This window comes from Olivibacter sp. XZL3 (genome assembly GCF_004368405.1).
In the GTDB taxonomy this organism is placed as follows: Bacteria; Bacteroidota; Bacteroidia; order Sphingobacteriales; family Sphingobacteriaceae; genus Olivibacter.
On record NZ_SBJH01000064.1, the window covers coordinates 64,198 to 80,050 of the forward strand.

The following is a 15,853-nucleotide window of genomic DNA, read 5'->3' on the forward strand; positions in this document are numbered from 1 at the left end:
CTACGGTTATTGACACGTAGTTACAGTTCCTTACCGGAACGATCGGTCGACCGATCGTTCTGGTAAGGAACTTTTTAAGTTTTTTGATATGGATACATTCGACATTGTCATTGTAGGCGGTGGACCTATTGGTTTGGCTTGTGGAATTGAAGCTGAAAAAGCGGCTCTTAGTTACCTGATAATAGAGAAAGGATGCTTGGTCAATTCCTTATATAATTATCCCCAGCACATGACATTCTTTTCAACTTCTGAAAAGTTGGAGATTGGCGGGGTGCCATTCGTCTCTACCAATCCCAAACCGAAGAGATTGGAGGCCTTGGAATACTATAGAAGGGTTCAGCAAAAATTCTCACTGCCCATCCGCTTGTTTGAAGAAGTAACCAATGTAGTGAAAGAACAAGACCTGTTTACGGTGCAGACGACTAAGAACGTCTATTTGGCGAAAAATGTAATTCTGGCTACTGGTTTTTACGACCGGCCTAATTTAATGCAAATCCCGGGCGAAAATCTTCCAAAGGTGAAGCATTACTATAACGATCCGCACTATTATGCCAATCAACATGTCGTAGTGGTGGGCTGTAGTAATTCATCGGTAGACGCCGCATTGGAAACCTATAGAAAAGGCGCTAAGGTGACCATGGTCATCAGAAGAAACGAAATCAGCCATCGTGTAAAGTACTGGGTGCGCCCCGATATCGATAATCGAATAGCCGAGGGCTCGATCAAGGCCTATTTCAATAGCTGTTTGGCTGCTATTGAAGAAGACCGTGTGCATATTGTTACGCCAGAGGGACCTATCACCATTGAAAACGACTTTGTTTTGGCATTAACAGGCTATCACCCGAATTTCGATTTTCTAAAAAAGCTGGGCATCAATCTTTCGCCAGACGAATTAATGATTCCTGAGCACGACGAACGGACCATGGAAACCAATATTCCTCGTTTATACCTTGCCGGCGTGGTTTGTGGAGGGATGAACACCCATCTCTGGTTTATTGAAAACTCGAGAATCCACGCTGAACAGATAATAAACCATATCGTGAAAGGCATCAACTTGAAATAATGAAAAGAATTTCAACATCTTTTTGAGCGATTTTTTTACTATTTTTGATCCTATGGAAGACGGTTCTCAGATCACGGAATTTGGAAAAGTATTTGTTTATTTACTAGTTGGCACCCTTTTGGTTATCTTCACGTTACTACTGGGAAAGCTGTTATCGCCGCGTAAACCGACGGCGGCAAAATTGAGCACATACGAGTGTGGGGAAGTTGCGCAAGGAAGTTCCTGGATCCAGTTCAATGCACGTTTTTACGTAGTTGCGCTGGTATTTCTGCTGTTTGATGTGGAAATGGTATTTATTTTTCCGTGGACGACCGTTTTTGGCTCGACTGCTTTGATCAATGCCGACGAAAGATGGGGATGGTATACCTTGGCCGAGATGTTTATCTTCATAGGTATTTTGGTGGTTGGTCTGTTTTACGTTTGGAAAAAAGGCGATCTGGAATGGATAAAACCGAATCCCATCCGACCTGCTTTAACAAGCACTGTTCCTGTGGAAGTGTATGAAGATATAAACAACGCGCACTATACAGTTAAACCCTTCGAACGAAATAACACACAGGGCGAAAGCAAGCAGCGGGCTAAGCCAAACGTAGCTGGCAGACCAGCATTTAAACCCAAATTTGTAAAGAAAGATTTATAATGAGCACAAGTGCACAAGCAGATAGTGGTATTGTAGTAGCGAAGTTAGACGACCTTCTTAACTGGGCGCGTCTGTCTTCTATGTGGCCGGTAAGCTTTGGCATTGCCTGCTGTGCCATAGAAATGATGGGCGCCATGGCAGCGACTTATGATTTAGATAGACACGGGGTTTTCCCCAGGGCCTCTCCCAGACAGGCGGACGTGATTATTATTGCAGGTACAGTAACCTTTAAAATGGCCGATAGAATACGCCTTTTGTACGAACAGATGCCAGAACCAAAATACGTAATATCCATGGGATCCTGTTCAAATTGCGGCGGGCCCTACTGGCAATACGGTTATCATGTTGTTAAAGGAGTAGACAAGATAATTCCTGTTGATGTATACGTGCAAGGCTGCCCTCCCCGGCCTGAAGCTCTTATTGGCGCTTTTTTAGAGCTTCAAAAGAAAATTGGGTCGGAAGGTATTATTAACGAAAAAATAAACACTTAAAAAAATACAATCATTAGTTAAGCTACTCCTTAACTGAATTTATATATGGAAAAAGACTTTTATGGCGACTTACGCTTGGGTATCCTTGGTGGCGGACAACTTGGTCGCATGCTCATCCAAGAAGCAATTAATCTGAACATAAGCATTTCAGTGTTGGATCCAGACCAGGATGCCCCATGTAAAAAACTATGTGATCGCTTCGAAACGGGCTCACTTACCGACTTTGATACGGTGTACAAGTTCGGGAAGCAGGTTGATATGCTAACGATCGAAATTGAAAAAGTAAATGTAGATGCGCTGGAAAAGTTGGAAGAAGAAGGCGTGACGGTTTTCCCGCAAGCACGCGTCATTCGCTTGATTCAGGACAAAGGACTTCAAAAACAATTCTTTAAGCAAAATGATATTCCAACAGCCCCCTTTCAATTAATTTCTTCGAAAGAGGCGTTGAAAGACCTAACCATGTCCTTTCCCTACGTACAAAAGTTGAGAAAAGACGGATACGACGGAAAAGGGGTACATAAGATTGTCGACCAAGCTGATTTTGCGAAGGCATTCGAAGCACCCAGCTTGGTAGAGCAATGGATAGCCTTTGAAAAGGAAATCGCTGTGATCGTTGCCAGAAACGATAGAGGCGAAATTTCAACTTTCCCAATGGTTGAAATGGAATTCAATGAAGAAGTCAACTTAGTAGAGTTTTTGATTTCACCTTCCGTGCTGCCTTTTGAAGTACAAGAAAGAGCCGAACAGTTAGCTATAAAAATTGCCGAAGACCTTCAAATCGTCGGTTTGCTTGCTGTCGAAATGTTTTTGACCCAAGATGGAAACATTCTAGTAAATGAACTTGCGCCCCGACCGCATAATAGCGGACATCATACCATTGAAGGGAACTTCACTTCACAGTTTGCGCAACATTTGCGTGCCATCTTCAACTTGCCTTTAGGTAATACTTCTGCCAGAAGCAATGCTGTTATGATCAATTTACTTGGTGAAGCCGACTATGAAGGCTTGGCAATTTACGACGGGCTGGAAGAGGTATTAGCGGAAGAAGGCGTCTATGTACACCTTTACGGCAAGAAATTCACCAAGCCTTATCGTAAAATGGGACATGTCACCATCGTAAATGAAGATCGCGAAAAAGCGGTTAATTTAGCAAGGAAGGTACAAGCAACCATTAAAGTAAAGGCCTAACACATAAACATTCCAGTATGCAGACAAGTCAATTTCCCTTAGTAGGAATTATTATGGGGAGCAAATCAGACCTTCCCGTAATGGAGGACGCGATTAAAGTGTTAAAAGAGCTAGGCGTTCAAGTAGAAGTTTCCATAGTATCTGCCCACAGAACGCCGGAACGCATGTTTAACTACGCAGAATCCGCCGCATCACGCGGGCTAAAAGTAATTATTGCCGGCGCGGGCGGGGCAGCTCATTTACCCGGCATGGTGGCTTCTATCACCCATTTACCGGTAATCGGCGTACCGGTTAAATCATCGAATTCGATCGACGGATGGGACTCCATTCTGTCCATACTTCAAATGCCGAACGGCATTCCGGTGGCCACCGTTGCTTTAAATGCAGCAAAAAACGCCGGACTTTTGGCAGCGCAAATTTTAGCCACTGCCGACCAGCAGCTGGCGCAGAATCTGATCAACTTCAAACAAGATTTGAAGAAAAAGATAGAAGAAACGGCAAACGAAGTAGAAAATATGAGCTTCTGACCCGCCCAACAATTTTGCCTTTCTGTTGTTCCTTTAGAAAGTAAAACTCATTTCATTTATAGTTCTATGGAGAAACTGAAAGATAAAGTTGCCTTAGTAACCGGTTCCGATTCGGGCATTGGCAGGGCAATCGTAGAAGCGTTTGCCGCAGAAGGCGCTCACGTAATCATCACTTACCATTCGGACAAAGAAAGTGCAGAAGAGGTAGAGCGAAACCTAAAGCAGCAGCAGGTTCGGGTTTCGACCTACCAACTGGATGTAAGCGACGAGACGAGTGTCCAAACGGTTTTCGGCCAAGTGGCCAAGGAATTTGGCAAAATCGATATCCTAGTCAGCAACGCTGGGGTAAACGGCAGTAATATTCCGGTAATGGAAATGGATACAGACACGTTCGACAAATGTATCAAGACCAACCTATACGGCGCATTTTATTGCTGTAGGGAGTTTTTAAAACTACGAAATGGTGAATTAAAAGGCGCTAAAATCATCATTGTTAGCTCTATACACGAAGATGTGTGTACCGCTGGCAATGCAGATTATAATGCGTCAAAGGGCGGCGTCAAAAATTTCAGCCGAAGTTTGGCCTTAGAATTAGCTCCGGAAGGTGTATGTGTCAATAATATTGCACCCGGAATGATCTTGACTCCGATGAATCAAGAAGCAATGGATAGCCAAAAGATACGCGAAGAGAAAGAACAACATATTCCGTCGAAACGAGCCGGTAAACCTGAAGAAATAGGGCCTTTGGCCGTATACCTCGCCTCAAGCGATAGTGATTATGTCACCGGAACAACCTTTACAATAGATGGTGCGCTAAGTATTAATCTGGGACAAGGTGCGTAATAGGCTATATTACATTTAACTGACTACCAAACAGCTCGCTTTACAAAAATTTAGGCTTATCTTTGCGCTTTATTTTTTTAGATATGAGCAAGCACGGACGTATTTTAGTAGCTATGAGTGGAGGGGTGGACAGTTCAGTGGCCGCAGTGATGCTTCATGAGCAGGGTTATGAAGTAATTGGGCTGACCATGAAAACCTGGGACTATGCATCAGCGGGAGGCAGTTCTAAAGAAACAGGGTGCTGTAGTTTAGACAGCATTAACGATGCGCGTGCTTTAGCCGTTGGCTATGGCTTCCCTCATTATATTCTCGATATCCGGGATGAATTTGGCGACTTTGTCATTAACAACTTCGTAGATGAATACCTTGCCGGAAGGACGCCAAATCCTTGTGTCCTTTGTAATACACACATCAAATGGGAAGCTTTATTAAAGAGAGCAGACAAGTTGGACTGCGAATTTATTGCTACAGGCCATTATGCAAACATCCGCCTGCAAAATAACGGTCGATATGTTATTTCAAAGGGCAAAGATGAACATAAAGATCAGTCTTACGTCCTATGGGGCGTTTCACAGAAAAATCTCGCCCGAACAAAATTCCCTCTCGGCAGTTTTACAAAAGCGGAAATTCGACAGATGGCCCTTGAAATGGGCCAAGTTGAGTTAGCAAACAAATCGGAGAGCTATGAAATCTGTTTCGTTCCGGATAACGATTACCGCGCTTTTTTACGTCACCGGGTAGAAGATATTGACGAGCGCATAGGAGCCGGTAACTTTATTTTATCTGACGGTACGGTGGTTGGTAAACACGCCGGATATCCCTATTATACAATCGGTCAAAGAAAAGGATTAGGTATTGCACTTGGTCGGCCCGTTTTTGTGATTCAGATACTTCCGGAAAGCAATACGGTTATGTTGGGATCCGAAGAAGAACTGGAGAAAAACACAGCCTATGTGCGGAATATTAATCTGATTAAATATGAGCACATCGAAAAACCGATGGAAGCGGTGACGAAGATACGCTATAAAGATGCAGGTGCCCTTAGTCAGATTGTTGAAGAAAACGGAAACATGAAAGTAGATTTTCAGCATTACGTTAAAGGCATTGCACCCGGCCAATCAGCCGTTTTTTATGAGGGCAATGATCTACTCGGCGGCGGTTTTTTAATGTAATTTTAATTTTATTTAATTAAGAAATTTTCGCAAACTTTATTTCTGATGTTGGATTTGATCTACTAAATTACCTCAGCGAACACCAAAGGGACAGATAAAATCAGACAACTATTATACAAATAACGAACAATTTTATCTATGTTTGAGCGATAAAATCGAAAGTCGAAGCTTTTATACTTCGGCTTTTTTATCAAAAAGGCAAAGGCAGTTTGCTAAAACATGAATAAATCCCTTTATTTGCAAAAATCAAGATACTGAATGGCAAAGAACTTATTAATTGTAGAATCACCGGCAAAAGCGAAAACCATAGAAGGATATTTAGGAAAAGATTTTTTAGTTAAGTCAAGTTATGGACATATCCGGGATTTAGTTAAAACGGATGATGCTATTGATACTGCAAATAATTTCGAACAGAAATATGAAGTTCCGACCGATAAAAAGGCCGTTGTCAGCGAATTGAAGAAACTAGCTAAAACTGCAGAAACAGTTTGGTTAGCATCCGATGAAGACCGCGAGGGAGAGGCAATTTCGTGGCACTTATACGAAACCTTAAATCTAAAGGACGATAAAACAAAACGGATCGTTTTTCACGAAATCACAAAGCCCGCGATTTTAAAAGCCATTGAGCAGCCGCGGAAGATTGATTTTAATTTAGTAAATGCGCAGCAAGCAAGGCGGGTACTGGATCGGCTGGTCGGTTTTGAGCTATCGCCGGTGCTGTGGAAAAAAGTCAAACCCTCTCTTTCTGCTGGCCGGGTGCAGTCCGTAGCCGTACGCCTGTTGGTTGACCGCGAACGGGAAATAAATAAGTTTGAGCCAGAGGCTGCCTTCCGCGTAGTAGCCATATTCTATACGGAAGAGAATAAGAAAGAATTGTTCAAGGCAGAACTGTCAAAGCGATTCGCTTCTATAGAAGAAGCCGAAAAATTTCTTAATGATTGCGTCCAAGCAACCTACCGCATTAAAAGCTTGGAGACCAAGCCAAGCAAACGGAATCCGGCGGCGCCTTTCACTACCTCTACCTTGCAACAGGAAGCAAGCAGAAAGTTAGGCTTTTCGGTAGCCCGAACCATGACGGTAGCACAGCGTCTATACGAGTCGGGAAAAATCACCTATATGCGTACGGACTCCGTCAATTTAAGTGACACAGCGCAGCAGGCAGCCGAACAGGAAATCCGCACAGCGTATGGCGACAAATATCATAAAAGAAGACAATATAAAACCAAATCGGCCGGTGCTCAAGAAGCTCACGAGGCCATTCGCCCTACCTATTTTGATCAACACACGATCGATGGCGACCATTCCGAAAAACGTCTTTATGAACTGATATGGAAGCGAGCCATCGCCTCTCAAATGAGCGAAGCTGAATTCGAGAGGACGACTGCAAAAATTGATATCTCGACGCGCAGCGAAGAGTTTACAGCTAACGGCGAGGTAATGAAATTTGACGGCTTCTTAAAAGTTTACTTCGAGTCGACTGATGAAGACAATGAAGTTAATTTGGAAGAGTCAGGAGATAATGCGCTGTTGCCTCCCCTAAAGAAAGACCAGCTGCTTGGTCTAAAAGAAATGGTAGCAACCGAGCGTTTTAGCAGACCTCCTGCCCGCTATACGGAAGCTAGTCTGGTAAAGAAGCTGGAAGAATTAGGAATTGGTAGGCCATCAACTTATGCCCCTACCATATCAACGATTCAGAATAGAGGCTATGTCGTTAAAGAAGACCGGGAAGGAAAACCGCGTGACTATCATGTGCTTACCTTAGCAGGAAACGAAATAAGCAGTACGAAGAAGACAGAGATTACCGGCGCGGAAAAATCCAAGCTTTTCCCTACGGATATTGGCATTTTGGTTAATGACTTTCTGGTGGCACACTTCAAAGACATCGTCGACTTCAATTTTACAGCAACGGTTGAAAAAGAGTTTGACGAGATAGCCAATGGTTTAAAAGAATGGACCGACATGCTGCGCAGCTTCTACGGTCCGTTTCATAAAGAGGTCACGAATACCATTGAAAATGCCGACCGGGCCAGCAGTGAGCGCGTACTGGGCGTCGACCCGCAAACAGGCAAACCCGTAAGTGTTAGACTAGGCCGTTTTGGCCCTTTAGTGCAAATCGGCTCGGCAGATGATGACGAAAAACCAGTTTTCGCCAGCCTTCGAACGGGGCAGATGATTGAAACGATTACCTTGGACGAAGCGCTTGAACTCTTTAAGTTGCCGAAAAAGGTCGGAACTTACGAAGATAAAGAGATGACCGTGGCCATTGGTCGGTTCGGCCCTTATATCCGTCATAATAACGCGTTTTACTCGTTGCCAAAGGGCTTAGATCCGATGGACGTGAACGAACAACAGGCAATCGAAATTATTGAACTGAAGCGCAAGAAAGATATCGAGAAGATCATCAAAACTTTCGATGAGAATCCGGAAGCGCGGATTGAGCAAGGGCGGTGGGGACCTTTTATCCGTTTTGGAAAGCAGAACATTAAAATTCCAAAAGATAAAGAGGTGGACAAAATTACTTACGCGGATATTTTGGTATTAGCAGAAAACGATAAATCGGCTGTGAGTCCCAAAAAGAAAGCACCAGCAAAAGGAAAAGGCAAAACGGCAAAGAAAAAATAACCTCATGAAAAAGGATCTTCCTCCTAATATCGTAGAAGACGTTTATATAGCCGTTGTGTTGGAAAGCGAGTCGCCCACCAGCCGGCATTGGAATGTCTATTTAATCAATCAAAAGGAAGAACCGATAAAAAACGTGCTAATCAGTAGTAAGGGCTATGGCATCAAGGATGAGCGAGAGGTTAAGACCTCTGTTTTACGCCATTTTATCGGTGATGTTGACGCGAGCGAGTTTGCCCTGGTGGAAGCAATTGACGAACAGGTTTTCGGTTTGACAAATGAGTATTTGCTTAGCTATTATATAGGCCGAACAATCTACGATAAGAAGTTTATCTTCTTACCGGAAAGTATTGTCGACTCGAATCTTATCCGCATCCCGGTTATCAACAAGCCAGGTATTTTAATAGGCATATAAAAAGGTAAAGGCCGACGGAATCCATCGGCCTTTACCTTTTTATATTGCGGGTGAAGCTGCATTATGCAATCTCATCGTTATAAACGTATCGGATTTCATTTCGGAGATTGTATCTTGAGGCCATTACTTCTCCGTAAGCCCCTGCCGTACGAATGGCAATTAAATCTCCTCTTTTGGACTCGGGGAGTTCCACTTCCTTCCCGAAACAATCGGTGCTTTCGCAAATAGGGCCAACGACGTCATAATGAGTCAGCATCCCTACCCCGCCCTCATTGTGTTGTTCGCTAGACAGTCGCTCTATTTTATGATAAGCTTGGTATAAAGCTGGACGCATTAGCTCCGTCATGCCAGCATCAAGAATTATAAAGTTCTTTTTAATGCCGTTTTTGACATACAGCACCCGGCTAATTAAGGAGCCACACTGCGACACCAAGGCTCTTCCGAGTTCAAAATGAACCTCCTGATGCCCTTTTCTCTCCAAGAACTGATCGAAAATTTCAAAATAACGTTTAAAGTCTACTATCGGCTCGCCATCTGGATCGGTATAGTTCACCCCTAAACCTCCTCCTACGTTAAGTACCTTCAAACGGTATCCACGCTCGTCGAACCAGTTGTTAAATTCGTTGACCTTTACGCAAAGGCTTTTGAACACATTTAGATCGACCACTTGTGAACCGACGTGGAAATGCAAGCCTATCAATTCAAGAGAATCAAAGCTTTTAATAGTATCCAAGCAATCGCTTAATTCCCATGTTTTAATTCCAAACTTATTTTCGTCTAATCCCGTTGTAATGTACTTATGCGTCTGTGCATCGACGTTGGGGTTAATCCTAAGTGCTATTTTAGCTACTTTACCTGCCCTTTTTGCTAAATCGCCAATTACGTGTAGTTCCTGTACCGACTCGACGTTGAAAGCGAATATATTATGATCAAGGGCGGCAAGGATTTCCTTATCCGCCTTACCCACTCCGGCAAAGACGATTTTTTCTGGAGCAAAGCCAACTTCAACGGCTTTCAGTACCTCATTGCCGCTTACACAGTCAGCGCCGATGCCCGACTCTTGAATAACCCGTAACACGCGCTCATTAAAGTTTGCTTTCAGTGCATAATGTATATGAAAACCATACTTATTAGCTTCGGTAAGCGCACGATCCAGTGTTGCCTGAAGCAACGCCAAATCATAATAGAAAAAAGGAGTTTCCTTCTGCTCAAAAGCAGTTACAATATCTTTGTTAAACATGTATTTTTAAAGCGTAAATCGCCATTTTTGTTAAAATAAACGGTTATGTAACGAACGGAGCACCTCAACCTTATCCGCAGCATTAACTAATAACGATATATTGAAGTTGCTTCCACCGTAAGAAATCATCCGTACCGGAATGTGTTTAACCGCATCCAATACGCGGGAAGCATAACCGTGGGTGTTCAAACTGAAATCACCGACAACACAAACAATGGTTTGGTTAATGTCGATCTCGACCGAACCGAAATCTTTCAACTCGCGTTCAATATCACTTAGAAAACGTGTATCATCAATGGTGAGCGACACGGCCACTTCCGAGGTGGTGATCATGTCGATGGGTGTTTTATAACGCTCGAAAACCTCGAAGACCTTTCTTAAGAAACCAAAGGCCAAAAGCATGCGCGAGGAATGAATCCGTATAGCTGTGATACCGTCTTTGGCTGCAATAGACCGTACTTCACCGCTGGCAGCACCTTCCTTACTAATGAGTGTGCCTGCTGCGCCCGGCTCCATCGTGTTGAGCAATCGTACCGGAATGTTATATCGTTGCGCAGGGAATACACTCTGAGGGTGTAAGATCTTCGCACCAAAATAGGCCAATTCGGCTGCCTCGTCGAAGGTTAAATGAGCAATAGGTTTCGTTCCTTTTACAATACGCGGATCGTTGTTGTGCATTCCGTCAATATCTGTCCAGATCTGCACCTCTTCTGCCCGTATAGCAGCGCCTATCAATGATGCAGTATAGTCGCTACCACCTCTTCTGAGGTTATCAATCTCGCCAAATGCATTTCGGCAGATATAGCCCTGTGTAATAAACAATTGATGATCGGCAGCGGCTGCCAGTAAACTCGACAGATGCTCGCCAATGAAATCGATAATCGGTTCATTATCTTCGTCTATTTTCATAAAGTCTAAAGCAGGTAATAGCTTCGACCGCACCCCGATTTCGGTGAGGTAAAAATGGTAAAGTGTGGTTGATAGCAGTTCTCCCTGCGCCAAAATTATCTTTTCTTCAATGGGAGTAAAGAGATCTTGTGCAAAAGACTGTATGAAATTAAAGTGATAATCAATCAGTTCCCGTCCATTATCTTTCCCTTCTTGTGTCGCAAACAGCTCTTCAATAAATTGCTCATACGTTAAACGCAAGCCACTGATTAATGCTTCAGCCTTTCGCTTATCGCCTGCAACAAAAGCTTGTGATATTTCAACTAATGCATTGGTTGTACCAGCCACCGCCGATAAAACAACGATCTGTTTCTCTTCACCGGGTTGTATAATATCCAGCAATTTTTTCATGCGCTGTGGACTGCCAACCGATGTCCCACCGAATTTTAAGACTTTCATTCGAATCAACTTGTTTTTAATGGTGATGAAACCTTGCCTACGGGCAAGCATAAGCTATTATTATTCACTTCGAGCGTCCTAGCTGCATTCACAAAATCGCTTTGCTAAGTGCCGTATTCCTTTCCTAGTTGCACCTATGCAGGTTTCATTGTGTATTTGTAATTTACTCTGTGATGGTCTATACAACGACAGACCACGTTTTTATCCAAAAAGACTATTCGCCATAAGTGCAAAAATAGCAACAAAAAGCCCGTATAAAAAATCCATTTATACGGGCGCCAAAGTTACTAATTTTATTATCTTTCTAAGATATTTTTACATACACTTAAAAAAAATCATTACATCACGCAATCCATTTAATTTTTTTTACCAGGTGGCGCTTTAGTCGGCGCTCTTATCGGGCTTATTCGCGTGTTGGTCGATCAACGTTTGAATAATTCCATCGACGAGGCCCACTCTGGGTACGACAATATTCTTAACGCTTCCCCATTTCATCACGTTCAAAAAGATTTCGCAGGCAGGGATAATCACATCGGCCCGATCGTTGTTTAAGCCGAGTACACTGATACGCTCTTTCAGCGAAAACGAATTCAAATACTCATACAGCGATTTGAGTTTATTAAAAGAAAGCGGTTTCGTTCCCTTTTCATCGGCCAAGCGGTGTAACTTGTTAATGTTTCCGCCCGTTCCGATACCCACAATTCCCTTAAAGTCCTTGGTATATTCTTTTATCCATTCCTTCATATCAAGCCAGGTCTCTTCGCTGTCTTGATTATCCAAGATCCGGATCGTTCCGATGTTAAATGATCGGGAGGCTATATGGGAGCCGTTACTGAATACCGATAGTTCTGTACTGCCACCGCCCACATCGATATACAAATAGCTTTTCCTTCTTTCCAGCTGCTGTTCTATATGACTATTATAAATAATATTGGCTTCTTTTACGCCATCGATAATTTCTAAATCGATCCCTACTTTCTTGATCTCCTTAACAAGTTCTGCACCGTTGGAAGCTTCGCGCATCGCCGATGTTGCACAAGCCATATGCGTACTTACTTTATAAACATCCATCAATGATTTGAATGCCGACATCGTTTTTATTAGATCCACAGACTTCCTCTTAGAGATGTGCTTATCAATAAAGGCATCATCTCCTAAACGCAAGGGCACACGAATGAGTGTGTTTTTCTTGAAAGAAATCACGTCTCCGTTTTCGATTATATCAGCGATCAGCAGTCTGATAGCATTCGAACCAATATCAATAGCTCCATATCTCATATATCTATTTATTCTTTTGTTTCAAATAATTGTATGTATCTAACTGGGCTCGATAAGACGATTCGTTTTTCTTTTTCTTTACGTATCGATTATCGTTCGTTGCATTAATCACTCTAGCTTTTGTGTTATCACGTAGCTGAATGTCTATAATGTCCCTAAGCTCTTTAATTAACAAGGGATCTACGATTGGAAAGCTAACTTCCAATCGCCTGTCAATATTGCGGGTCATCCAATCGGCCGACGACAAATAAACTTTTTCGTTTCCATCGTTTCCGAATATCCAGAGTCGCGCATGCTCCAAAAACCTGTCGACGATACTGATAACGGTAATATTCTCGCTATATCCCGGCTGCTGCGGAACCAGACAACACATCCCACGCACGATCAGTTGTATCTTAACGCCAGCGTTGCTTGCCTCATATAGCTTTAAAATCATCCCCTCGTCGGAGAGGCTGTTCATCTTCAAAATCATATAGGCATCCTTACCCGCTTTCGCCAGCTCAATTTCTCTATCAATCAATTGATTGACTGTATTCCGCATTTCCAGCGGAGAGGTAATTATATGTGAATAGCCTTTATAAAATGATTTTCTCTCCAAGCCTTTGAAAAGCCGCTTCAGATCTGCTGTTATGCCTTTGTGCACCGTAAATATGCTATGGTCGCAATAGGCTTTTGCACTTTTCTCGTTGTAATTACCTGTAGCCAGATTCGCGTAGTAAGCAAGTCGACCTTTCTCTCTTCGGGTGATTAAACAGATTTTAGAGTGCACTTTATAGGCCAATAGTCCATAATGTACCTTCACCCCTCCTTCTTCCAGTTTATTGCTCCAAAAAATGTTGGCCTCTTCGTCAAATCTCGCCTTTAACTCGATCAGGCAGTTTACTCTTTTCCCATTTTTCGCCGCGTTAATCAACGCATTGATAATTTTTGAGTTCTCTGCCAACCGATACAAGGTTATATTGATTTCAACCACTTTGGGATCAATTGCGGCCTCGCGCAAAAAATGGATAATGTAGTCGAAAGACTGATAGGGTAAACTGATTAGATAATCCCTCTTGGCTATTTGGCTGAAGATGCTGTCAGTCAAATCTAACTCTTTCACTTCGAGCGGCAAAAGCGCCTCATATTCGAGCGAAGATCCTCCTACATTAGGGAAAGCTATGAAATCTTTAAAGTTGTGATAACGGTTACCGGGAATCAATAGGCCATTACTTAAATTCATCCGGGAAACCAGGAAATTCAGCATATCCAGCGGGATTTCGCTGTCGTAAAGCAAGCGCATAGGTTTGCCCTTCGATCTTCGCTGAAGGCTCTTACTTAACGCTTCTATAAACTTTTCACTCACATTCGGATCTATGTCCAGCTCGGCATCGCGTGTCAACTGAATGGTAAACGCTTCAATGGTGTCGTATTTAAAGATAAAAAACAGTTCATCCAAGCAATACCGTATAATATCGTCCAGCAGAATAATAAATTTCAGCTGATTACTGTGAGGCAATACCAGAAAACGATTCACACTTTTAGTAGGGACTTCTAATAGTGCGTATCTTACTTTTTTACGATACGTTAACTTGATAAGAAAATAAATTCGGCGGTCCTTTAACTCGGGAAAAGGCTTATTATCGTCTATGTCCAGCATAATAGGGACCAAGTTTGGAAGCACCTTCTCTTGAAAGTACTTTCTAACAAATGCTCCTCGGTTAACGTTTAACTGTTTATCATTAATAATGAAAATTTTTTCGTCGGCTAGTTCTTTAATTATTTCATGCTCGTATAAGTATTCAAACCGCTTTTCCTGCTTAACAACAATATTCTTAATTTCGTTTAGTACCTTCCGCGGATTAAAGCCCAGTAATTCTTTCGCTTTTGTATTAACATTGGCCAAGCGGTTCAACGTCGCTACCCTTACGCGATAAAATTCGTCGAGATTCGAGGAAAAAATAGAAAGAAAGCGAAGACGTTCTAATAAAGGCACTGATTTATCCGCCGCTTCCTGTAATACGCGCTCATTAAAATACAACCAGCTAATCTCTCTATTTATTAAAGGAGCTTTACTCTTAAAAGATGCAGACATTTAATAGAATACCGTTTATAGACAGCAAATTTTGCATAAAAATGTTAAGTTCACGTTAAATAAACATTACCTTTTATAAATTAAAGATGATCAACCTCCGGATTTGTCCGATTGTTTACTCGACTTGCTGTTGTTAACTTCAGGCGCCACTTCTCCATCCTCTTTCTTACCTGCCGTCGGTTCATTTGCTGCCGTCGCTAACTTTTTGTTCTCCTTAACAATCGGTTTCGACTCAACTTCGTGCTTGGCATGACTGGCAATTTCATCGGGCGTTACCACCTTATCGGGCTGCTTCGCTGCCTTCGTAGCAGCAGAGGCTACCGTTGCTTTCTTTATGTCCTCTCCAGCGCCCGCATTCGCTGCATTTACGTTTCGTTGCCGGCCCGCCTTCTTTACAGTAGCTGCCGTAGAAGGGGTTTTCCGGGCAGTTGACTTTTTAGCCGGACGGTTTGCCGTTGAGCCGGTTGGTTTAGTTTGTGTAAGCTCGGGTATGGGCACTGTTGCAGAAGCTACAGATTGCGCCTTCCCACTGATATTCGACACATCCGATTTGCTGCTTTTTTCTTTATCGGAAGATTCTTTTGTGGCTGAAATCGCTTTACTTGCTGTTTTCGCCGGTTCGTCTGATTGCTTTAATCCCTTCTTCTTCTTTTTTTCAGCCTTTTCATCAACCGCCTTAACCTTCTTTTTGGAGCCCTCTCCTTTTTTCTTGGCCTGGTCTTTCGAAGCATCGATTTTGTCAGAAAGCTTCTCTGCCACTTTTTTGCTTATCTTTTTTATATCCTTGGCTAAATCTTTTGTTTCATGTCCGAGTTCACTCAACAATGCCGTAAAACGTTTGGTTAGCGACTTGGTTACTTTTTCCTTTTCTTCTTTTTTTTGTTTCTTATTGGTTTTCTTTGCCATAGCGCTATAATTTAAGTTACATAAAGCTAAGCAATTTAAATACCAGAACC

General features: G+C 42.7%; 14 protein-coding genes. 9 read left to right on the plus strand and 5 right to left on the minus strand.

Annotation, left to right across the window (positions count from 1 at the left end):
• Window positions 1-88: 88 nt before the first annotated feature.
• From EPX21_RS14045 to EPX21_RS14085, 9 genes are all read left to right on the plus strand, one after another.
• Window positions 89-1,063: a YpdA family putative bacillithiol disulfide reductase gene (locus EPX21_RS14045; RefSeq protein ID WP_134090317.1), complete on the plus strand. Its 975-nt coding sequence runs from the start codon at window positions 89-91 to the stop codon at window positions 1,061-1,063.
• A 52-nt stretch (window positions 1,064-1,115) separates the two neighbouring features.
• Window positions 1,116-1,703 carry an NADH-quinone oxidoreductase subunit A gene (locus EPX21_RS14050; RefSeq protein ID WP_134090318.1) on the plus strand — a complete coding sequence of 196 codons (588 nt, stop codon included), beginning with the start codon at window positions 1,116-1,118 and terminating at the stop codon, window positions 1,701-1,703.
• Window positions 1,703-2,194, plus strand: a complete 492-nt coding sequence (locus EPX21_RS14055) for an NADH-quinone oxidoreductase subunit B (protein WP_134090319.1) — start codon at window positions 1,703-1,705, stop codon at window positions 2,192-2,194. Before EPX21_RS14050 ends, EPX21_RS14055 begins: the two co-directional genes overlap by 1 nt.
• 45 nt (window positions 2,195-2,239) lie before the next feature.
• The gene (locus tag EPX21_RS14060) at window positions 2,240-3,382 is read left to right on the plus strand and encodes a 5-(carboxyamino)imidazole ribonucleotide synthase (RefSeq protein ID WP_134090320.1); all 1,143 of its coding nucleotides are present in this window, start codon (window positions 2,240-2,242) and stop codon (window positions 3,380-3,382) included.
• Between the two features lie 17 nt (window positions 3,383-3,399).
• Window positions 3,400-3,909, plus strand: a complete 510-nt coding sequence (gene purE, locus EPX21_RS14065) for a 5-(carboxyamino)imidazole ribonucleotide mutase (RefSeq protein ID WP_134090321.1) — start codon at window positions 3,400-3,402, stop codon at window positions 3,907-3,909.
• Window positions 3,910-3,975: 66 nt separating this feature from the next.
• Window positions 3,976-4,752: an SDR family NAD(P)-dependent oxidoreductase gene (locus EPX21_RS14070; RefSeq protein ID WP_134090322.1), complete on the plus strand. Its 777-nt coding sequence runs from the start codon at window positions 3,976-3,978 to the stop codon at window positions 4,750-4,752.
• Between the two features lie 83 nt (window positions 4,753-4,835).
• Complete coding sequence (gene mnmA, locus EPX21_RS14075) at window positions 4,836-5,924, plus strand: tRNA 2-thiouridine(34) synthase MnmA (protein ID WP_134090323.1); 1,089 nt, start codon at window positions 4,836-4,838, stop codon at window positions 5,922-5,924.
• 258 nt (window positions 5,925-6,182) lie between these two features.
• Window positions 6,183-8,546: a type I DNA topoisomerase gene (gene topA, locus EPX21_RS14080; protein WP_134090324.1), complete on the plus strand. Its 2,364-nt coding sequence runs from the start codon at window positions 6,183-6,185 to the stop codon at window positions 8,544-8,546.
• Window positions 8,547-8,550: 4 nt separating this feature from the next.
• Window positions 8,551-8,958 (plus strand): hypothetical protein, encoded by a 408-nt coding sequence (locus tag EPX21_RS14085; protein WP_134090325.1) that lies wholly within the window; start codon window positions 8,551-8,553, stop codon window positions 8,956-8,958.
• A 61-nt stretch (window positions 8,959-9,019) separates the two neighbouring features.
• Here EPX21_RS14085 and lysA read toward each other — a convergent pair whose 3' ends face one another.
• The 5 genes from lysA to EPX21_RS14110 form a co-directional block, all read right to left on the minus strand.
• Entirely contained in the window at window positions 9,020-10,198 is a 1,179-nt protein-coding gene (gene lysA / locus EPX21_RS14090; protein WP_134090326.1) for a diaminopimelate decarboxylase, read from the minus strand.
• Between the two features lie 30 nt (window positions 10,199-10,228).
• Window positions 10,229-11,545, minus strand: a complete 1,317-nt coding sequence (locus EPX21_RS14095) for an aspartate kinase (RefSeq protein WP_134090327.1) — start codon at window positions 11,543-11,545, stop codon at window positions 10,229-10,231.
• 381 nt (window positions 11,546-11,926) lie between these two features.
• Window positions 11,927-12,823 (minus strand): ethanolamine ammonia-lyase reactivating factor EutA, encoded by an 897-nt coding sequence (locus tag EPX21_RS14100; protein ID WP_134090328.1) that lies wholly within the window; start codon window positions 12,821-12,823, stop codon window positions 11,927-11,929.
• 4 nt (window positions 12,824-12,827) lie between these two features.
• Window positions 12,828-14,897: a polyphosphate kinase 1 gene (gene ppk1 / locus EPX21_RS14105; protein ID WP_134090329.1), complete on the minus strand. Its 2,070-nt coding sequence runs from the start codon at window positions 14,895-14,897 to the stop codon at window positions 12,828-12,830.
• 90 nt (window positions 14,898-14,987) lie between these two features.
• A complete protein-coding gene (locus tag EPX21_RS14110; protein ID WP_134090330.1) occupies window positions 14,988-15,803 on the minus strand; it encodes a hypothetical protein in 816 nt (271 codons plus the stop codon).
• Between the last annotated feature and the right edge of the window lie 50 nt (window positions 15,804-15,853).